Source organism: Haloferula rosea, from assembly GCF_016595525.1.
GTDB classification, from domain to species: Bacteria; Verrucomicrobiota; Verrucomicrobiia; order Verrucomicrobiales; family Akkermansiaceae; genus Haloferula; species Haloferula rosea.
Genome location: NZ_JAENII010000002.1, coordinates 527,090 through 545,426 on the forward strand (window position 1 = coordinate 527,090; position 18,337 = coordinate 545,426).

At 60.3% G+C, this 18,337-nt stretch carries 18 protein-coding genes; 9 read left to right on the forward strand and 9 right to left on the reverse strand.

The genetic code is table 11. The features are described 5' to 3' along the window. Positions 1 to 5: 5 nt before the first annotated feature. Positions 6 to 617: a DUF4126 domain-containing protein gene (locus JIN81_RS04305; protein ID WP_200276800.1), complete on the reverse strand. Its 612-nt coding sequence runs from the start codon at positions 615 to 617 to the stop codon at positions 6 to 8. A gap of 183 nt (positions 618 to 800) precedes the next feature. Here JIN81_RS04305 and JIN81_RS04310 point away from each other — a divergent pair, with 183 nt between their 5' ends. Further along, positions 801 to 1,076: a hypothetical protein gene (locus JIN81_RS04310; RefSeq protein ID WP_200276803.1), complete on the forward strand. Its 276-nt coding sequence runs from the start codon at positions 801 to 803 to the stop codon at positions 1,074 to 1,076. 92 nt (positions 1,077 to 1,168) lie between these two features. Here JIN81_RS04310 and JIN81_RS19410 read toward each other — a convergent pair whose 3' ends face one another. Beyond that, positions 1,169 to 2,749, reverse strand: coding sequence for a glycogen synthase (locus JIN81_RS19410; protein ID WP_325100843.1), 1,581 nt, complete (start codon positions 2,747 to 2,749; stop codon positions 1,169 to 1,171). 145 nt (positions 2,750 to 2,894) lie between these two features. Between JIN81_RS19410 and JIN81_RS04320 the strand changes: the two genes are divergently transcribed. The 4 genes from JIN81_RS04320 to JIN81_RS04335 all read left to right on the forward strand — a co-directional run bounded on the left by JIN81_RS04320 (position 2,895) and on the right by JIN81_RS04335 (position 8,414). After that, on the forward strand, positions 2,895 to 4,229 hold the full coding sequence (locus JIN81_RS04320) for a dipeptidase (protein WP_200276805.1): 1,335 nt from the start codon (positions 2,895 to 2,897) through the stop codon (positions 4,227 to 4,229). Positions 4,230 to 4,417: 188 nt separating this feature from the next. Next, complete coding sequence (locus JIN81_RS04325; protein ID WP_234044454.1) at positions 4,418 to 6,097, forward strand: glutamine--tRNA ligase/YqeY domain fusion protein; 1,680 nt, start codon at positions 4,418 to 4,420, stop codon at positions 6,095 to 6,097. Next, positions 6,094 to 7,725: an NAD+ synthase gene (locus JIN81_RS04330; RefSeq protein ID WP_200276808.1), complete on the forward strand. Its 1,632-nt coding sequence runs from the start codon at positions 6,094 to 6,096 to the stop codon at positions 7,723 to 7,725. The genes JIN81_RS04325 and JIN81_RS04330 overlap by 4 nt, the downstream gene beginning before the upstream one ends. A gap of 74 nt (positions 7,726 to 7,799) precedes the next feature. Next, a complete protein-coding gene (locus JIN81_RS04335) occupies positions 7,800 to 8,414 on the forward strand; it encodes a hypothetical protein (RefSeq protein WP_200276823.1) in 615 nt (204 codons plus the stop codon). On the opposite strand, the gene JIN81_RS19620 is transcribed toward JIN81_RS04335, so the two are convergent. From JIN81_RS19620 to JIN81_RS04350, 3 genes are read right to left on the reverse strand one after another with little or no spacing between them, the layout of a single operon-like run. Further along, positions 8,365 to 8,757 carry a DUF3293 domain-containing protein gene (locus JIN81_RS19620; protein WP_200276827.1) on the reverse strand — a complete coding sequence of 131 codons (393 nt, stop codon included), beginning with the start codon at positions 8,755 to 8,757 and terminating at the stop codon, positions 8,365 to 8,367. The two genes, JIN81_RS04335 and JIN81_RS19620, sit on opposite strands and share 50 nt — an antisense overlap. Next, positions 8,754 to 9,764, reverse strand: coding sequence for an aldo/keto reductase (locus tag JIN81_RS04345; protein WP_200276830.1), 1,011 nt, complete (start codon positions 9,762 to 9,764; stop codon positions 8,754 to 8,756). Before JIN81_RS04345 ends, JIN81_RS19620 begins: the two co-directional genes overlap by 4 nt. Before the next feature lie 4 nt (positions 9,765 to 9,768). Beyond that, complete coding sequence (locus tag JIN81_RS04350; protein ID WP_200276833.1) at positions 9,769 to 11,043, reverse strand: M48 family metallopeptidase; 1,275 nt, start codon at positions 11,041 to 11,043, stop codon at positions 9,769 to 9,771. A 70-nt stretch (positions 11,044 to 11,113) separates the two neighbouring features. Here JIN81_RS04350 and JIN81_RS04355 point away from each other — a divergent pair, with 70 nt between their 5' ends. The 4 genes from JIN81_RS04355 to JIN81_RS04370 all read left to right on the forward strand — a co-directional run bounded on the left by JIN81_RS04355 (position 11,114) and on the right by JIN81_RS04370 (position 15,135). Beyond that, a complete protein-coding gene (locus JIN81_RS04355; RefSeq protein ID WP_200276836.1) occupies positions 11,114 to 11,734 on the forward strand; it encodes a hypothetical protein in 621 nt (206 codons plus the stop codon). Between the two features lie 83 nt (positions 11,735 to 11,817). Next, positions 11,818 to 13,791, forward strand: coding sequence for a penicillin-binding transpeptidase domain-containing protein (locus tag JIN81_RS04360; RefSeq protein ID WP_200276838.1), 1,974 nt, complete (start codon positions 11,818 to 11,820; stop codon positions 13,789 to 13,791). Positions 13,792 to 13,887: 96 nt separating this feature from the next. After that, positions 13,888 to 14,325: a DUF6941 family protein gene (locus JIN81_RS04365; protein WP_200276841.1), complete on the forward strand. Its 438-nt coding sequence runs from the start codon at positions 13,888 to 13,890 to the stop codon at positions 14,323 to 14,325. Positions 14,326 to 14,331: 6 nt separating this feature from the next. Then, the gene (locus JIN81_RS04370) at positions 14,332 to 15,135 is read left to right on the forward strand and encodes an SDR family NAD(P)-dependent oxidoreductase (RefSeq protein WP_325100844.1); all 804 of its coding nucleotides are present in this window, start codon (positions 14,332 to 14,334) and stop codon (positions 15,133 to 15,135) included. Positions 15,136 to 15,141: 6 nt separating this feature from the next. On the opposite strand, the gene JIN81_RS04375 is transcribed toward JIN81_RS04370, so the two are convergent. The 4 genes from JIN81_RS04375 to JIN81_RS04390 are packed head-to-tail and all read right to left on the reverse strand — an operon-like array spanning position 15,142 to position 18,247. Further along, the gene (locus JIN81_RS04375; protein ID WP_234044455.1) at positions 15,142 to 15,498 is read right to left on the reverse strand and encodes a zinc ribbon domain-containing protein; all 357 of its coding nucleotides are present in this window, start codon (positions 15,496 to 15,498) and stop codon (positions 15,142 to 15,144) included. Positions 15,499 to 15,542: 44 nt separating this feature from the next. After that, positions 15,543 to 16,340: an MBL fold metallo-hydrolase gene (locus JIN81_RS04380; protein WP_234044456.1), complete on the reverse strand. Its 798-nt coding sequence runs from the start codon at positions 16,338 to 16,340 to the stop codon at positions 15,543 to 15,545. After that, a complete protein-coding gene (gene pdxA / locus JIN81_RS04385; protein ID WP_200276850.1) occupies positions 16,337 to 17,206 on the reverse strand; it encodes a 4-hydroxythreonine-4-phosphate dehydrogenase PdxA in 870 nt (289 codons plus the stop codon). The genes JIN81_RS04380 and pdxA overlap by 4 nt, the downstream gene beginning before the upstream one ends. 15 nt (positions 17,207 to 17,221) lie before the next feature. Beyond that, positions 17,222 to 18,247, reverse strand: coding sequence for a peptidylprolyl isomerase (locus JIN81_RS04390; protein ID WP_200276853.1), 1,026 nt, complete (start codon positions 18,245 to 18,247; stop codon positions 17,222 to 17,224). Positions 18,248 to 18,337 lie beyond the last annotated feature (90 nt).

Below are 18,337 nucleotides of genomic sequence, written 5' to 3' on the forward strand. Positions count from 1 at the left end.
TCCCGCTAGGTGGCTTCTTCGCGGGATCTGAGCCAGCGGCGGATCGCGAGAATCTTACGGATCATGTAGATCGCGATGACGAGGGCGACGACACCTGCGAGGAGCGGAAGAAAGACAGCAAGGACGGATGTCACGGTTGCGACGATGGCTTCGACCGTCGATAGCAGGAAATTGCCGAGTCCGCCCGTCGTCGCCGTGGAGGTGCCTCGCAATGCCACCGTGCCACTCTGGATGACCCCGGCCGTTCCGCCGCCAACGATGGCGGCGGCAATCCACTTCAGGTAGGAATCATCGAGGACTCCCGGGAGGAAAGCAAATGACATGAGCGTGCCGGCCACCATGGCGGTAGGCGTGGCGATGGTGTCGAGGGCGTTGTCGATCCAGGGAACGTAGTAGGCTCCGATCTCGAGCACGGTGGCCACGCCGAAGGCAACCGTCACAGGAAAGGTGCCCAGCCATGGAAGGTCGTCACCTACCAGGCCGCCGAGACTGAAGCCGCCAAAACCGTCGACTCCCGTCTGAATGGCGAGGCTCGCCACGAAGAGTGGCAGGAAGATGCGGAAGCCACAGGCGGCGGCGAGGCCGACACCCGCAAGAACGGCAAGAACTTCGGACATGAACATGGTCTAGCGCGAAAGTCGGGGATGCGCGAGTGGAAGAACCCCTGCATTTTTGAATGCCAAGGTCTACGGCTTGATGAGTCCGTCACGAGCGCTCTCGCACAGGACGCTCCGATCGATCGACTTGCTGCGAGCTTTGCCCGCCTCGACAGCAATCCCGGCCCTTGGTAGGTCTCCGGGGTGAGCAAGCGGGATCAATGGGAGATGGACAAGGCCGTGGCGCGGGAGATCCTTCTTGATCGCAAGCGGCGCCGGAGGACCTTGGGTGGTTTTGCCACCGTGATGTTGGGGATGTTTGCCCTCGGTCTGTGGGGTATTGATGGATGGCTAAGCGAGTCGCCGCTGCGCTTCGGGGTCTACTGGGGACTCTGCGGATTGCTCTGCCTGTTCGTCATGCTATTCGCGCTCTTCGACGCGCTTTCCGCGATCAAGGAGGAGCGTGAACGGCACCAGTAGAGGGAGGGTGGCGGCCTTTCGATGGGAAGGCTTGGAATTCGGTCGTCAACAAGCCGAGTCGATCGGGTGGGCGAGCGGCCTGGTAATGAGCTTCAGTCCTTCTTGACCTTGCTCTTTTTCGATTTCTTGACCTTTGGCTCAGGAGTCGGCTCAGGTTCTGAAATCGAGCGCCCGAGGATATTCTCGTAGGTTCGGATGTACTCGCCGGCGGTAGCGAGGTGGTTGAACCGGCTCTTCGCTTCGCGCATGATGCGTTGGAGCGTCTCTTCACGCACGTCCCACGGTTGACGGTAGAACTCCATCGCCCGGTCGATGGCCCAGCGCAGGCCATCGGGATTGAACACATTGAACAGGAAGCCATTGCCACCGGGGTGCTCGAGATTGAGAGGTTCAACGGTATCGTGGAGTCCTCCCGTGTCGTGGGCGATGGTCATGGACCCATACTTCGGAGCGATCATCTGGGGGAGTCCACATGGCTCGAACGAGGATGGCATGAGGACAAAGTCCGCGGCGGCGTATCCGATGTGTGAGAGTCGTTCGGTGAAGTCCCTCACGGCGACACGATGATGGAGTCCGTGTTGTTCGACAATGGAATGGAAGTGTCCCTGGTGGGAACCACTTGCGATGACGGCCAACTGCAACCCTTCGTGGGCGTAGTCTTCCATGAGCTGATGGAGGATGTCGGTCACCAACTGGCAGCCCTTCTGGACCGGGTCGAGCCGTGACGGCCAGAAGAGCAGGGGGCGATCCGGGTTCACTTCCAGTCCAAGCTCCTGCTGAAGCTGGGCTTTGTTCGCCCGCTTGCCGTCCATGACGGTGTCCACCGAGTAGTGGTGATCAAGGTAGGTGTCGCGCACGGCATTGAATGCAGAGTCCGGTGCATTGAGAATTCCGCTTGCGCAGCCTGCATTGCATTTGGACCACAGCTCGTGGACGATGTGTCCGGGGATGTGGCTGTGTCGGCCATCGACCACTTCACTGAGGAAAGTCGGACTCACGGTATTGACGTGGTCGGCGGCAAAGATGCCGCTGGTCAGCAGGTCGACCGGGTTGTTGTCACGGGACTCCTGGTAGTCGTGAGGGGGGCGGCCGTAGTAGAGGTGCTGCCAGAAGTCCGCGGCGTCGATCCCGCGATCCTCAATCGTGTCCAGCGTCATCCGCTCGGTATGGATGTTGTGGACCGTGAAGAGGGATTTCATTCCATGGCGCTTGGCGACCGCGGGGATGAGGCCGGTCATCCAGTCATTGCAGTGAATGAGATGCGGTCGGACCTGGGGAATGATGTGGTTGATGACCTCACGCTGGAAGGCGAGGGCAATGAGGTGGTTCTCCCGCTCACTGTAGACTCTCGAGCGGTGATAGAAGACGCGGTCTTCCGCCAGGTGGATGCGCTGTTCCGGAAGCGCTCTGGAAACCTTGCTGTACTCGTAGTCGTGAACGCTGGCGACATCGAGGTGGAACATGCGCCGGTAGTTCGGCAGGGCGACATGGACATCGGCACCTTGGTCATGGAGCGCCTGCACGAGTGAGGCGGAGACGTCGGCCATGCCACCTGCTTTCGCGGACATCCGCTGGGCGAGGTTGCCCATACCTTCGGGCAGGTAGGTGATCTCGGGGGTGACGACTAGAATGCGGGGGCGTTGAATTGGGGGATGGGTGTCGTCTGAACTCACGGAATCAATGGTATTACGTGATAAGAGGTACTATGACGCCGGAGTTTCGGCAACGACGAAAGGGGGGAAATCCTGGCAGCGGCTCCGACTCGGGGTCGACGGGTTTGCGCTTGCGGGTCGAGGTGTCGGAGGACATGGATGAGCCATGACTCCCGAGCTAGAGAAACTCTTCGAATTCCTCCGATTTCCCAGCATCTCCACCGACGCGGCGCACGCCGGGGATGTGAAGGCCTGTGCGGAGTGGCTGGTGAAGACCGCAGAGGAGCTCGGACTGAGCGCCCAACTGCATGAAACACCCGGCCACCCGGTCGTAATCGCCCAGAACGAGCACCAAGACGGGCGCCCCAACGTGTTGATCTATGGCCATTACGACGTCCAACCTGTGGACCCACTCAACCTGTGGGACAGCTCGCCATTCGAGCCGGAAATCCGAGGTGAGAAGATCTGGGCCCGTGGGGCGACCGACAACAAGGGGCAGATGCTTGCGCATTTGCTCGGAGCCGGTCGGACCCTGCGCGAGAAGGGTGACTTGCCGGTGAATCTGACCTTTCTGTTTGAAGGGGAAGAAGAGATCGGCAGCCCAAGCCTCGCGCCCTTCCTGCGCGAGAACCGGGAGCTGCTGAAATGCGATGTCATCGCCGTGTCGGACACCGGCATGGTGGCTCCCGGCATGCCGACCCTCGGTTATGGCCTGCGCGGCATCACGTGCGGCGAAGTGGTGGTCAAGGGACCGACCAAAGACCTGCATTCAGGCATTTTCGGTGGGGCGGTTGCCAACCCCGCGGCGGCCTTGGCTCGATTGATCACCAGTCTTCACGATGAGGATGGCAAGATCATGATCGATGGGTTTTACGACGACGTGGAGCCGCTGAAGGACTGGGAGCGTGAAATGTGGGCGAAAGTCCCGGGAGTCGGCACCGACGACTACCTTGAGGTGACCGGCGCGCCTTCCCTGTTTGGCGAGGCGGGTTACTCGGCAGCGGAGCAAACCTGGGCGCGCCCGACCGCGGAAGTGAATGGCATGGGCTCGGGCTATCAGGGGCCGGGTTCGAAGACCGTGCTGCCGGCCGAGGCCATGGCCAAGTTCTCGTTCCGTCTGGTGCCCCAACAGGATCCCAAGGACATCATCGCCAAGGTCGAAGCCCACTTGAAGAAACACTGTCCGCCGGGCGTCACCATCGAGTTCACCCCGGGTCACGACGGCAAGCCCTATCACGCCGACCCCCATGCCGTGTTTGGCAAGGCGGCACAGCGGGCATTGAAGAAGGCATTCGGCAAGGATCCCGTCCTGATCCGTGAAGGGGGAAGCATTCCCATCATCGAGGATTTCCGGACCATTCTCGGGGCCGACACCCTCTTGCTGGGACTCGCCCTCGCGGATGCCCAGATTCACTCGCCGAACGAGAATTTCCCGGTGGAGAACTTCGAAGCGGGAATCCGCCTGAACCAGGCTCTGCTGCAGGAACTGGCTGACAGTTGAGCTTCAGGGAAAGGTTCGCGAAAGCCCCGACACCCCGATTCTCACGGCAGGCAGGGGGGCGTGGGAATTCACTGCCTGGGGGGCAAAATGGTGTGATTTGGCATTTCTCAGAATGGAAGTTCCGGCGCATGATCCGCACGTGGCCGGACGGGTGAGATGCCTGATCCGCCGATTACCGAATTTTTGACATGTCCGAGACGACTCCAACCAAGCTCGATTTCATCCGCGAGATCATCGCCGACGATCTGGCGAGCGGGAAACACAAGACCATCATCACGCGGTTCCCTCCGGAACCGAATGGCTACCTGCACATCGGCCATGCCAAGGCGATCTGCCTGAGCTTCGGCATTGCCGAGGAGAACCAGGGGGTCGGAGCCCGCTGCCATCTTCGTTTCGACGACACGAATCCCGAGAAGGAAGAGACCGAGTATGTCGAGAGCATCAAGGAGGATGTGGCGTGGCTCGGTTTCGACTGGGGTGAGCATCTGTATTTCGCCAGCGACTACTTCGAGTTCTTCCATGGCTGCGCGATTGCACTGATCGAGAAGGGGTTGGCCTACGTCGACCAGCAGACGCCCGATGAGATCAAGGCCGGTCGTGGCAACCTGCAGAGCCCCGGCAGCAATTCGCCGTTCCGGGATCGGTCTGTTGCCGAGAACCTCGAGCTGTTCGCAAAAATGAAGACCGGGGAGTTCAAGGAGGGCGAGGTGGTCCTGCGGGCCAAAATCGACATGGCGTCGCCAAACATGGTGATGCGTGACCCCGTCATCTACCGCGTCCTGCACGTGAGCCATCACAATACCGGGGACGCGTGGTGCATCTACCCAATGTATGACTTCGCCCATCCTCTGGAAGACGCGAAGGAACACGTGACCCATTCCTTGTGCACGCTGGAATTCGAGATTCACCGGCCGTTCTATGAGTGGGTGATTGAGCATTGCCCGGTTCCCGCGACACCCCGGCAAATTGAATTCTCCCGACTGAATCTGACCTACACGGTGATGAGCAAGCGGAAGCTGCTCACTCTCGTGCAGCAGGGCCAGGTCGACGGGTGGGACGACCCGCGGATGCCGACGCTTTCGGGTCTGCGTCGCAGGGGTTACCCGGCGCCCGCCATCCGTTCGTTCTGCAAGGGGCTGGGGATCACGAAGTTCAAGGGAATGACCGACATCGCGCTGCTCGAGCACGAGGTCCGGGCCTTATTGAACAAGGAAGCGCCCCGCCGGATGGCCGTGCTGGATCCGGTCAAGCTCGTCCTCGTCAACTACGAGGAAGATCGTAGCGAAGCGCTTCAAGTGGTCAATAACCCGGAGCGTGAGGAGGACGGCGTGCGTGACGTCATGCTGAGTCGCGAGCTGTGGATCGAGCAGGATGACTTCATGGAGGACCCACCACGGAAGTTCTTCCGTCTGGGTCCGGATCGATACGTGAGATTGCGCGGTGGCTACATCATCAAGTGCGTGGGCTTCGAGAAGGATGCTGAGGGAAAGGTGATCGAAATTCGCTGCGAGTATTTGCCGGGAACGGTCGGTCAAGACGCTCCTGAGGGGGTGAAGTGCAAGGCTGCCATTCATTGGGTCTCTGCCCAGTTCGGCAAGAAAGCGAAGGTTCGCCTCTATGACCGCTTGTTCACCGAGGAGAATCCGGATGGTGTCGAAGGTGGCTATGAGTCCGTGCTGAATCCAGCCTCGCTCGAAACGCGCGACGCATGGGTCGAGCCGGTTCTGACCGAGATGAAGCCTGAGGAAGTCTGCCAATTCGAACGCCTCGGCTACTTCGTCGCAGATCGTCGTGACCACCGGCCGGGTGAGGCGGCGGTTTTCAATCGGACTGTTGCCTTGCGCGACTCTTGGGCGAAGAAGGGATGAAGGTCGGGCTGGTCCAACTGAATGCGACGATCGGGGATTTCCCGGGGAACGCGAAGCGCCTGCTGGCGGCCTACCGCGAGTGCCTTGAGAATGGGGCTGACATCGTGGTGGCTCCGGAGTTGGCCCTGGTCGGCTACCCTCCGCGCGACCTTGTTTTCAAGAGCCGCTTCGTGCCGAGTTGCCTTCAGGCATTGGACTATCTCGCGGGCGAGATTGGAGAGGTCCCACTGCTGGTCGGCTACGTCGATCACCACCCGCATGAGAAGGCCGGGAAGTGGTTCAGGAATGGGGCGGCATTTCTCCAACATGGTGAGGTGCGGGAGAAACGATGGAAGACCTTGCTTCCGACCTACGATGTGTTCGACGAAAGGCGCTATTTCGAGCCCGCGGATCACTGCGAGCCGATCGAGTGGAACGGCAAGAAGCTCGGTGTCACGATTTGCGAGGATATCTGGACCGATGACTACCTGGACCGTCCGTTTTACGAAAGGGAACCGGTGACCGAGTTGGTCGATGCCGGGGCTGAGATCATCTTCAACCTATCGGCTTCACCTTTCCATCTAGGCAAGCCTGCACAGCGCGACGAGATGCTCGGAAAGGTCGCGAAGGAGGCCGGTGTCCCGGTGATTTATTGCAATTGCGTCGGTGCCAACGACCAGTTGGTGTTCGATGGGAACTCTAGGGTCCTGAGCCCTAACGGCTCAGTGATCGCCAGCTTGCCGGGATTTGAGGAAGCTGTCGCGGTCGTTGATGCTGTTTCGGGAGGAGTCCTTGCAGACCCAATGGAGGACTGTGAGCAACTCTGGCGCGCCCTCGTGTTGGGCGTGCGGGACTACGTTCAAAAGACGGGTTTCAACAGCGTCTGCCTGGGACTTAGCGGGGGGATCGATTCGGCGCTAACCGCTGCGGTCGCCTGCGAAGCCATCGGAGCCGACAAGGTCCACGGGCTCACCATGCCCAGTCCCTATTCGTCAGGCGGCAGCGTGTCCGACTCGTTTGCCCTGGCGAACAACCTCGGGATGCGTTGCGACGAAGTGGGCATCTCGGGCATCCTTGGAGAAGTCCAGTCCGCCATGGCTCCCTTGTTCGAGGGCATGGAAGAGGATGTGACTGAGGAGAACATGCAGGCCCGGATCCGTGGACTGCTGTTGATGTCCTTATCGAACAAGTTCAATCACCTTCTCCTCACGACCGGCAACAAAAGCGAGCTCGCTGTCGGTTACTGCACGATCTACGGCGACATGTGTGGTGGGCTGGCCGTGATTTCCGATCTGCCGAAGACCCGGGTCTACGATGTCTGTCGGTGGCTGAATCGCGAACGCGAGGTGATTCCGTGGAATACGATTGAGAAACCACCAAGCGCCGAACTGCGACCCGATCAGAAGGATCAGGACACACTCCCTGAGTATGCGGTCTTGGACGGGATTCTCCAAGCCTACGTGGAGCTTCATGAGTCGACGGATGAGATCGTGGCACGCGGCTACGACGAGACGCTCGTCCGCTGGGTGCAGCGCCGCGTCGATCTCAATGAATGGAAGCGCCAGCAGGCAGCCCCCGGCATTCGGGTCACCTCGAAAGCATTCGGGATGGGGCGGCGCATGCCGATCGTGCAGCGGTTTCAGGGCTGACCGGCGATGGCAGGTTTTGGGTCCCGTGGTTTGGCGATTGCTGGGAGCGCCACTGGGCCACTATTGTTTCACCCATGCGGAGGTGGCCTTACCTTGTAGGATTGGCTGGCATCGTCATTCTGGCGGTGCTGCAGATCAGGGATCTGGAGTCGTCGACTGAGTCCGGGGTGGCCGATGAATCGTTTCCTCTGGGCGACTTAAGGAGGCGTCCTCCGACGTCGCGCCAGGCATCCGAGTCAGACAATCAGGTGTTCTCGGACGGAACTGAAGAGCCGGAGGATTCCGTGCCGATCATGGACACGCCCGAGCTGTGGCAGTTGGTCCTGGATGCGGATGGCAAGCGCAAGTCGACCGCTCCCTTTTCGGCCGCAGGGGCAAGTATCATTCTGGTGTCGAAAGAAGAGGTGATGAAGTCCGACATGGGCGATGAACTCTCCGAAGCGATGTTCCGCGTGGCACTCGCCACGACCTCGAGGAAGTTCGGCGCGTCCTTCATTCTCGATCCGTCGTCACTGACCACCTCACGCTCGCCCTTCGTGGTCTGGCATCGGGACGGTCTGGACGCAACGGACGAGGTGCGGGCCGCCTATCAGAAATGGAAGGAATTGCAGGACACGGATGTCGATGTTAGCCGCATTCTCAGACCATTCGCTGAGCAAAACCTGCCACAGTTTCCTGGTGCCCGGTGAGGCACGAGTGAAGCTGCAACTCGTCGTCTACCACCCACCAGATGGCACGCTGTTTGTAGCGCTTGCCGATCTTCAGAGCATTCCCGAGATTTGTCACGATCGCCCAACCGGGTTCCTGATGGGATCCATCGGGGGATTGGCCGCTGGCCCGGAAGTGTTTGAGGTGCTGCCTCTCGAGAAGGCGACGCAAGCGATGGTCGGCGGCCACATTCATTTTCCGCGACCAGCATCGGTCCATCGGATTCCATGCCGTGATGATCGCGCACGTGTCGGGCCACGGAGTGGGAGCACCCTCGATCCGAAAACGAGTGTCGTAGTAGCAAGCCGGAAAGGTTGAACTCACTTCTTCTTTCGCCGGGCTGGCGGAGCGAGCGCATCGATCTTCTTGATCACCGACTTCTTCAATGGCGGCTGACCGAGTGCATCAAGACTATCATCAAGCTGCGCCACCGTCCGGGCTCCGATCAAGGCGGAGACCACCGGTTTCTGGTCGAGGACCCAGCGGAGCGCGAGGTGGTGAAGGGGCGTTCCGGCTTCTGAGGCGAGGTCGCGAAGGGCGCGCAGTTGTTTGACCTGGGCGTCGACCTGATCGACTTGAAGGAATCCTTCGGAACGCGCCGCACGCGATCCATCCGGAATGCCGTCGCAGTACTTTCCGGTGAGCATGCCTTGGGCAAGGGGACTGAAGACGATGGACCCCATGCCGTGATCAGCGAGCCAAGCGTGGATGCCTTCATTCTCCGGCCAACGATCGAGAATCGAGTAAGGTGGCTGATAGATGGGGCAAGCGATGCCCAGATCGCGTAGGATTGCCACTGCCTTCTTGAGCATTTTCAGCGGATACTTGGAAAGCCCGACGTAGAGGGTTTTCCCCTGATGCACGGCGGAGGCCAGGGCGCCCATGGTTTCCTCGAGCGGGGTATCCGGGTCCGGACGGTGCGAGTAGAAGATGTCGACGTAGTCCAAGCGGAGCCGCTTCAGGGACTGGTCCAGCGAGGACAGCACGTGCTTGCGTGACCCCCATTCGCCGTAGGGTCCGTCCCACATCAGGTGCCCCGCCTTGGAGGAAATGATGAGCTCGTCGCGATGGCAGGCGAAGTCTTCGCTCATGATGCGTCCGACATTCTCCTCGGCGCTCCCCGGAGGCGGGCCGTAGTTGTTGGCGAGGTCGAAGTGGGTGACGCCCCGATCGAAGGCGCGGCGCAGGATGGCGCGCGCTTCATGCTGGTCGTCGGTATGACCGAAGTTGTGCCAGCAACCGAGGGAGATCTGCGGGAGTTTCAGGCCGGACTTTCCGCATCGACGATACGGCATCTGTCCATTGTAGCGTTCGGGATCAGCGGAATACATGGGTTTACAGGGATTTGAGTGCGTTGAGGCGCTGGAGGATGGGAGGATGCGAGTAGTCGAGGAATACCCTCATCGGGTGGGGTGTGATGTTCGAAAGGTTTTTCGCCGACAGTTTCTTCAGCGCACTGATCAGTGGGCCCGAATCACCCATCGCCTTGGCGGCGTAGGCATCCGCTTCAAACTCGTGCTTCCGTGACCACATGTTCGAGAAGATCCCGAGCAGGCGACTGGCGGGGCTGAAGAGGATGCCGAAGAGGACGAGACCCACGTGTGCGGAGATCGTTTCCACTCCGAATGCATCAAAGAGCAAGCGGGCAAACGCACCGTCGCGATCCACCGCCAAACCGAGCAGGAAAAACAGGGCGCCACTTTGCAGAATCGAGACGGCGAGGCGTTGGATGATGTGTCGACACTTGAAGTGGCCGATCTCGTGGGCGAGCACAGCGACGAGTTCATCCGTGGTCTGCTCCTCGATGAGCGTGTCGTAGAGGGCGATCTTCTTGGTCTTTCCGAAACCGGTGAAGTAGGCATTGGCCTTGGTCGAGCGCTTCGAACCATCCATCACGGAGATCTCCGTGAGGGGGAACTCGCACTTGGCTGCCATGCGCTCGATCGCGTCACGCAGCGGTCCATCGTCCATCGGTTCGAACTTGTTGAACAGCGGGAGGATCACCACGGGAGCGAGCCACATGAGGAATAACTGGACCGCGGTGAACAGGAGCCAGGCCCAAAGCCAGGCTTGGGGGACATTTCCAAAAATCCAGAGCACCCCGGCGGCGAGGGGTAGTCCGAGGATGGCGGACAGCAACAGACCCTTGATTTGGTCGACCACGAAGGTCTTCGGCGTGGTCTTGTTGAAACCGAAGCGTTCCTCGATGACGAAAGTCGAGTAGATCGACAGGGGGAGATGAAGGAGCAGGTGTCCGATGTAGAGAACGGAAAGGAAGGCGAGGCCGGCGAGGAGTTCATTGGAGAACCAGGACCGGGAAAGTTGATCCAGCCAGCCGAAGCCTCCGGCCAGCCAGAATGCCAGCAGGATGAACAGCGACACCACGGACTCGATGATGCCGAATCGGGAAGACGCCCGAGTGTAGGCCTGGGATTTCGCGAAGCGCTCTTGGTCGAATACGTCGGCCAACTCCTCGGGGGGGGTGGGTGACTGAGCCTTGAGGTTGAGCAGCGTGACGACGAAATCGAGATTCCAGAGCATCAGGACTGCCGCGAGAATGAGAATGCCTAGCCAGTTGAGATCCATAAGTGTGCCTGCGAGAGCATGCATCGGGTGGAAGTGAGAGCAAGAGCGGGATCATGAGGTTGCCGCTTGCGGGACGATCTGCAAACCTGCGCCGATGCGTTTCCTGATTGCTATCGCCTGGGTCTGGGTCTTGATGCTGAGCAACTGTGTCGGGCTCAAGGGCCAGAAGCACACCTACACCGAAAGCGGAGGTGCGGTCGAAGTGGGTGGAGCCGAGGTCGGGATCGACTTTCGCCCGGAGGGGACCCGTCCGGGATCCTTCATGATGAGTGCGATGGTCGTGGGTGGGGGCATGGCGACCTTCGATGGTCCGTTCAAATGGAGGATCGAGGCTTATGGACGGGAAGGCGTGCACGAATCTCTCGTCGTTCACCGGATCCGGACACGGACCGAGAAGACCGGTCGCGACGAGTGGTTCCCTGCGGATGAACTGGGCCGGAAGGCGACCTTTAGGAAACTCCGGGATCGTCCCGGGGAGGTCCGGGCCCGCTATCCGATCCCGGGCTTGCTGAAAGTGATGCCCGAAGAGGACGGCAAGCTCGATGTTTGGCTCGATGTGAGCGTCCAGCGCACCGACGCCACGAGCCGGAAACTCGTCCGCTTTTCCCTCGATCCCTCGGTAAAAAGGCAGGATGAGTTCATATTTCTGCCAGTCGAAGTTGCCCAGAATATCGGCACGAAGCCTGAAGATTGGGAAGATTCGATGTGGGATTGAGCGTTGCCGACGAGGCGAACGCAGGCTAGTTTTCCGCCATCAAAGAGATTTGCAAACTCCTCCTGTTCGCCTGTTTCGTGGCGATGCCTCTCTCCGCTCAGGAGGTCGTGGCGAGCACCGGCGTTTCGCCAAGTGCTCCTGCGGCCGACGTCCTACCATCGGCGGATGACGGATCGATCTTCAACCGGAAGAACGCACGCACGATCCAGCTGAAGATTCCAGCACCCCGCGGGCCCATCATCGACCGCGAGGGCTACCCCCTCGCTCAGAACCGCGTGGTCTATCAACTCGCCCTGCAGTATGAGCAGTTCGAGGTCGAGGAACGGGAGCGTGTGGTCGCGTGGGGCCGCGCACGGGTGGAAGCAGCGAAGTTGCTCCACGAAGGGGTTTCGGAACCGGATGATGACACGCTTTACCAGCATTACCGCCATCGGCGTTGGTTGCCACTCTACCTGTCGAGCCCGATGGCCGCCGAGGAAGCGGAAAAGATCCGTCCTCAATTGACGCGCGGACTTGAGCTGATCGATGTTTACGAGCGCTACTATCCCGAGAAGGACCTAGCTTGCCACATCATCGGCTACACCGGCCAAGTGGGCAAACTGCCAACCGGCCCGATCAGCCCCAATGAACCGATGTGGGAGATGTCCGAGGGACGGGCCGGCTTTGAAAAGATCTACGATCAGGACCTTCAGGGCGACCCGGCCCACTTGCGGCTGATTTTCGATGAGAACGGGAAAATGCTCCTTCGCGAGCAGAAGGGACAGCCGAGAGCGGGAGGAGCCGTGGTCTCGACGATCAACCTGCGCTGGCAGAAGCGGGCGGAAGCCGTTCTCGATGAATATTCAAAGAGGGGAGCGATGGTGGTCATCGATGTGGTCACCGGCGAGGTGCTCGTCATGGCGTCCAATCCTGGCTTTGACCTGAACCAATGGATTCCCGGCATCAGTCAAAAGGAATACGACGTGCTCCGGGAAGATCCTGCCAAGCCGCTGTATGCCCGGGCATTCCAAGGGACTTATCCGCCCGCCTCTAGCTTCAAGCCCATCGTCGCCCTCGCGGCTCTGAATGATCAAGTCATCACGAAGGACACCACGGTGAACTGTCCCGCGTTCCTGACCTACGGAAATCACAAGCTGTGGAACTGGTCCCGATCCGACTATGGTGCCTTGTCGGTGATTCCAGCCATCAAATGGTCGAACAACCCATGGTTTGCCCAAGTGGGCAACCGGGTGGGCTCGGGCTCCTTTCTCGGTCTGGCACGGCGACTGGGTTTCGGCACCATTACCGGGTTGCCGCTTCTGGGCGAGGACGCCGGATTGATTCCCACCCCCGAGTATGTCCGCAAGACCTATCGCCGGCCGATCACGGAAGGTGACGCGGCGAACTGGTCGATCGGTCAGGGTGCGGTGCTGGCGACACCCCTTCAGGTTGCCCAGGGCATGGCCGCCATTGGCAATGGCGGGGCCCTTCCGAAGCTTCATCTGGTCATGCAGGTGCAGGACTCCTACGGACGGGTCATCCGTACCGCTCAGCCCGAGCGCCGGCACTGGCTGGGCATCGACTACAACGCCATCGAGAATGTGCGCGAAGGCATGCGGCAAGTCGTGGATGGCGGCACCGGACGAGGCGCCGGGCTTTCTTGGACGGAAGTGTGCGGAAAAACCGGCACCGGACAATGGGGACCGGAGAGCAAGAAGCAAGGCGTCGCCTGGTTCGCTGGATTCCTTCCAGCCGATGAACCCCGCCTCGCCTTTGCCTGTCTGTATGAAGGTCGACCCGGGCAGAAGGTAAGCGGCGGCCGGAATGCAGCTCCCATGGTTCCAGCCTTCTTCAACAGCTTCAAGGATGAGATCAAGGAGATGATCGCGCCCGCCCCGAAGGCTCTGCTTGTCGTGGAAGAGGGTGCGGAAGCCGAGGGAATCAGCGAGGAAGGCGTTTTGCGTGCCATCCCGGTCGAGCCCTTGGAGACCATCGAAGAGCTGCCTGATGATGCGGACGTTCCCAAGGCACTGCCTGTGGAAGACCTCGATTTGATCGAGGGCGAGGATGGCCCCTGAGATTCTCATTTCCTTGCTGGACGCCTCGCCGAGAACCCCTCAAACAACGTGGGTCCTGTGCATGAAGGCGCAGGGACTACGACAATTATTGAATCCATGGACATTCAAATCGCATCTCTTTGTGACCACGCAGCCGACTACAATGGCAAGCTGGTCTTGACCGGAACCTTTGACACGCTGGCCGCTCGTGCCGTGCCTGTCGTGCACCCGATGTGTGCCTTGGCGCTACGCCTCTGCTTCACTCAGGAGGACGTTGGCCGTCACAAGCTCTCGATCAACATCATCAACGAAGACGGGGAGTCGCTCGATCCGAAGAACATGCCCATCGAGCCTGAGTTCGACGTGCAACTTCCCCCGAACGTCCCATTCCTGACCCGGAACCTGATCATGAACCTTCAGGGCCTGCGTTTCCCGAAGGCTGGCATCTACTCGATCGATATCGGTTGTGACGGTGACCTCCTCATGCGCCTCCCGCTTCGTATCGTTCACGTGGAGCAATCCGCAGAGAACGGTGCCGAGTCTCAGGAAGCCTGATCTCTTGTGAGCGAGGGTCTCTTTCATCGCTGCGCCCTGATCACGGGGGCTTCCTCCGGATTGGGCGCGGAATTCGCCCGCCAACTGGCACCGCGGTGTCAGACCCTGGTTCTTGTAGCCAGACGGACGGAACCGATGGAGGCCCTTGCCTCCGAGCTTCGCCTTGAGCATCCGGACCTCAGTGTCGGGGTGCTGAAGGCGGATCTCACCCAGTCCGCGGATCGGGCTGAGTTGCTCAAGCAGCTGGCATCTGCCGGCCTTCATCCGGACCTTCTGGTCAACAATGCCGGAATGGGGGACTACGGTGAGTTCGTCAAATCCGACTGGTCGAAGACCGAGGCAATGATCCGCCTGAATGTGGAGGCCTTAACCGCTCTGACCCACGCACTGGTCCCGCCGATGATTGAAGGCGGGGGAGGGTCCGTCATCCAAGTCAGCTCCTTGGCGAGCATTTTACCGATCCCCGACTTTGCGGTGTATGCGGCGACCAAGGCCTACGTGACGAGCTTTTCGGAAGCCCTGCGTTTGGAGCTTCGCGAGCAAGGCATTCGGGTAACTGCCCTTTGCCCGGGCCCTGTGCATACGAACTTCGGAGAAGTGGCACGGCGCCAGCAAACCGGTGATGAATCACCCTTCCGGGAAGCCTTTTATGTCGATGCCAAACAGGTCGTAAAGGAGGCCCTCAGCGGCTTGGCCTGCAACGCACCGCGGGTGTTCCCCGGCTGGAAGGTAGCTGCGGCTGCGGCGGTCATCGGCGTTCTTCCCTTGGTCTTGATTCGCCTCGCGATGGGGACAAGGCCCCGCCGATAGGGCAGGTCAGGACTCGTAGGGATACTTCGGCGCAATCTTGGCTCCACAGGTTTGGCAGCTCAGCGAGCCCGCGGTGACATTGAACCCACACTTCGGGCAAACCACGGGGCCGGCGGTCAATTTGCCATCCTCGTAGCCGTCGCGCAGATCCACCTCCCTGACCTTGAGGCGCAATTCCTCGTCCGAGAGTCCGGTTTTCTCCTTCATCAACTCGAGCAGGGCCTGGTTGACCAATGCCATTTTCCTGACCAGATCGGTCAGTGAGCGCAGCTGCGCGTTCGTGCTGCCGAGATCGGATCCCAACGCATCCTGACCCTGTTTGAGCTGACTGGCGTAGATCCCGGAGGCGATGTAGTCATACATGACCTGATGCATTTCATGACGAGAGGAAACGACAAGGAGAAAGCTCAACCCTTCAGCCAGGCGGCAAGAAAAGGATTTTCCTCCGTCTCGCGTGCCACGGTCGTCAATGGCCCATGCCCCGTCAATATGAGGGTGCCGGGCTCCAGCTTGGCCCACATGCCCAGAATGCTTTCCTTCGCATGCTGGTATGCTTCCCCGCCGGCGCAACCACCGATGGACCGGGCGAATACCGCGTCCCCAACTGCCACAAAATCCTGATCGGCTCCTCGAATCCGATAACCAACGGCTGAAGGATGGTGGCCGGCCAAACCGAAAACCTCGATCCGCCACGGTCCGGAGTGGAAAGTCTGACCCGCTGCCGTATCTGATGCACCAGGCAGCGGGGTGGGCGAATAGATCGTGCGCGCTTTCCCGGAGACCGCGCTGATGCCTCCCACATGGTCGCGATGGGGATGCGTGATCAGTAGGTCAAAGTTTTCCATCCCATGGGTGGCGTTCGCGAGATCCGAAGTCTGGAACCCCGCATCAACACACAAAGAACCTTCGGGATGCTCAAGATGCCAGACGTTGACTTCATCGCCATCGAAAGGGAGGGCGACTTGGTGAAGCATTGGCGGAGGGGTGGGGGCCTTATGGGGTGTATCGACGGACGTCAGCGCAACAGGATCGAGTCCGAGCACTTCGGCCAAGCGCGAGAGCCACGGACCCGAGGGAGCACCCCGAAGAAAAGCCATGAGCGCGGGCTCGGGAATCCCCCCGAGCAGCGCGGCACGAGCAGGTGGCATCTCCAGACCACGTAGCGCCTTCCTCACCACATCGGCCGCCGTGTCATAGAGTTTCATGATTCGCTGGCCAATTCAGCTGCCAATCGAATCGCATGAATCATGGATTCCGGGTTGGCGATGCCCTTGCCCGCGATGTCGAATGCCGTCCCGTGATCAGGACTCGTCCGAGGCTTGGGGAGACCAAGGGTCACATTGACGGCGGTGTCGAAATCCAAAAGCTTGATCGGAATCAAGCCCTGGTCGTGATACATGGCGAGGACGGCGTCGTACTGGCCGGCCGCTGCATCGCGGAAGATGGCGTCGGGAACATGCGGACCACTGAAGGCTCCGGGAAATTCACGATTCAGACAGCGGATGGCCGGGTCGATGATCCTCGACTCCTCGTCCCCGAATTTGCCTGCTTCACCCGCGTGGGGGTTCAGTCCAGCTACCGCAATTCGGCCCGCCTTGTCCCGCCGCCGGCGTTCTACGAAGCGGGCGAGCAAGCCCCCGCATTCGACGATGGCCTCTTCAGTCAGACGCTTCGGAACTTCACGGACAGGAACGTGGATCGTCGCCAAGGCCACGGTGAGAGATTGACCCGTCAAGCACATTCCAAAGCGTTCAACACCAGCTTGTTGTGCGAAAAATTCCGTCTGACCCGGAAACGCGAATCCATCGAGTTCCAGCTGCCCTTTCGAGACTGGCCCGGTCACCACTGCGACGACTTCAGGGTCGTCGCGGAGTTTCCAAGCCGCCTCGCGGAGTGCCCGGTGGCTCTCCGCAGCAGATCGTGCATCCGGCTTTCCTGGAACCCCCTCGCCGGAGTCCCCGACCACCTCGAGGGCGAAGCCCTCGGGCATCCGATCCGAAGCAAGCGCGGCTCGAATCACCTCCGGACCGATGCCGGCCGGATCGCCGATGGTAATCAGAATCCGGCGCATCGGAACATGAGACGCTCAGCGCATCTTGATGTCGACCAATGCCTTCTCACGCAGGCTCTTGATCCAGGCGTCGTAACGCTCTGAAGTTTTCTTGGCGCGAACCCGCTCTTCGATGAGAGGGCGGACTTCGCTCAGCGGTGGAGCAGGCCCCTTTTTGACCTTCTCGACCCGTGCCACGGTGAAACCCGCGGGGTCCTCGAGAGGCCCGAGGACGTCTCCGACCTTGCCATCAAACAAGATCGCAGCGAATTCCGGAGAGAGGTCGGTGCGAGGCACATCCTCCTGCAAGCCTCCCTCGGAGGCGAATGCATCGGCGGAGTGCTCCTTCGCCAATTCGCCGAAGTCGGCACCCTTGCGGATGTCGTCAGCAATGGCCTCCGCCAAAGCGAGTTGGGTTTCTGCGGTAGCGAGTGGATTCGCCGGATCCAGCCTCGGGAGGAAGATCTTGCGGTAGCTCAAGACATCCTTGCTGGTGTCGCGCAGCGAATCCTTCGCCTCTGCATATTCCGCCCGCACCTCGCTTGGAAGCGGTGGGGGTGCATCCTTGAACTTTTCGCCCCGCATGGCTTGGACGATCAATTTCTCGCGAGTCATCTCGCGGTAGCTCGCCATGCTCATGCGTGCCTTCGAGAGTTCTTCACGAAACTTGGCGCTGTCGCCGCCGTAGAGCGTCTTGACCTGTCGGTCGATCTCCTGATCGACCACCCGGTCGGGGAGATTGGCGCCACGGGCACGACGTTTGTCGAACTCACTCATGATGAGTTCGCGGTCGATGAGTTCCTGAAGAATGCGCTCGCGGGATTCGGTGAGTTGACGGTCGAATTCCGGACCACGCCGGGGGAACTCGGCCATCAATCGGGCGATCTCAGGGCCGAGCATGACACCGACTTCCTTGGCGGTGATAGGTCGGGCGTTCACCGTGGCGGCGATGCGATTGACCTCCACCAGACCCGTGGGTGCAGGTGGTGTGGGCGGTGCAGGCTGCTGTTGGGCATGAGCCAGCCAGGGAAGAGCAAGGAGGGGAAACCAAAAGCGATTCATCGGATGGCGATAGACTTGGACGGCCAGCAAGCGATTGCAAGCGGGGAAAGGGCCAGTTACTGAGGAAATTTGCCGAGGAATCGCCCTGTC

Bases quoted from the DNA above. Each gene is read 5' to 3' on its own strand.
- JIN81_RS04305 (WP_200276800.1), bottom strand. From the start codon at position 617: ATGTCCGAAGTTCTTGCCGTTCTTGCGGGTGTCGGCCTCGCCGCCGCC.
- JIN81_RS04320 (WP_200276805.1), top strand. From the start codon at position 2,895: ATGACTCCCGAGCTAGAGAAACTCTTCGAATTCCTCCGATTTCCCAGC.
- JIN81_RS04325 (WP_234044454.1), top strand. From the start codon at position 4,418: ATGTCCGAGACGACTCCAACCAAGCTCGATTTCATCCGCGAGATCATC.
- JIN81_RS04330 (WP_200276808.1), top strand. From the start codon at position 6,094: ATGAAGGTCGGGCTGGTCCAACTGAATGCGACGATCGGGGATTTCCCG.
- JIN81_RS04335 (WP_200276823.1), top strand. From the start codon at position 7,800: ATGCGGAGGTGGCCTTACCTTGTAGGATTGGCTGGCATCGTCATTCTG.
- JIN81_RS04345 (WP_200276830.1), bottom strand. From the start codon at position 9,764: ATGTATTCCGCTGATCCCGAACGCTACAATGGACAGATGCCGTATCGT.
- JIN81_RS04350 (WP_200276833.1), bottom strand. From the start codon at position 11,043: ATGCATGCTCTCGCAGGCACACTTATGGATCTCAACTGGCTAGGCATT.
- JIN81_RS04355 (WP_200276836.1), top strand. From the start codon at position 11,114: ATGCGTTTCCTGATTGCTATCGCCTGGGTCTGGGTCTTGATGCTGAGC.
- JIN81_RS04360 (WP_200276838.1), top strand. From the start codon at position 11,818: ATGCCTCTCTCCGCTCAGGAGGTCGTGGCGAGCACCGGCGTTTCGCCA.
- JIN81_RS04365 (WP_200276841.1), top strand. From the start codon at position 13,888: ATGGACATTCAAATCGCATCTCTTTGTGACCACGCAGCCGACTACAAT.
- JIN81_RS04375 (WP_234044455.1), bottom strand. From the start codon at position 15,498: ATGTATGACTACATCGCCTCCGGGATCTACGCCAGTCAGCTCAAACAG.
- JIN81_RS04380 (WP_234044456.1), bottom strand. From the start codon at position 16,340: ATGAAACTCTATGACACGGCGGCCGATGTGGTGAGGAAGGCGCTACGT.
- pdxA (WP_200276850.1), bottom strand. From the start codon at position 17,206: ATGCGCCGGATTCTGATTACCATCGGCGATCCGGCCGGCATCGGTCCG.
- JIN81_RS04390 (WP_200276853.1), bottom strand. From the start codon at position 18,247: ATGAATCGCTTTTGGTTTCCCCTCCTTGCTCTTCCCTGGCTGGCTCAT.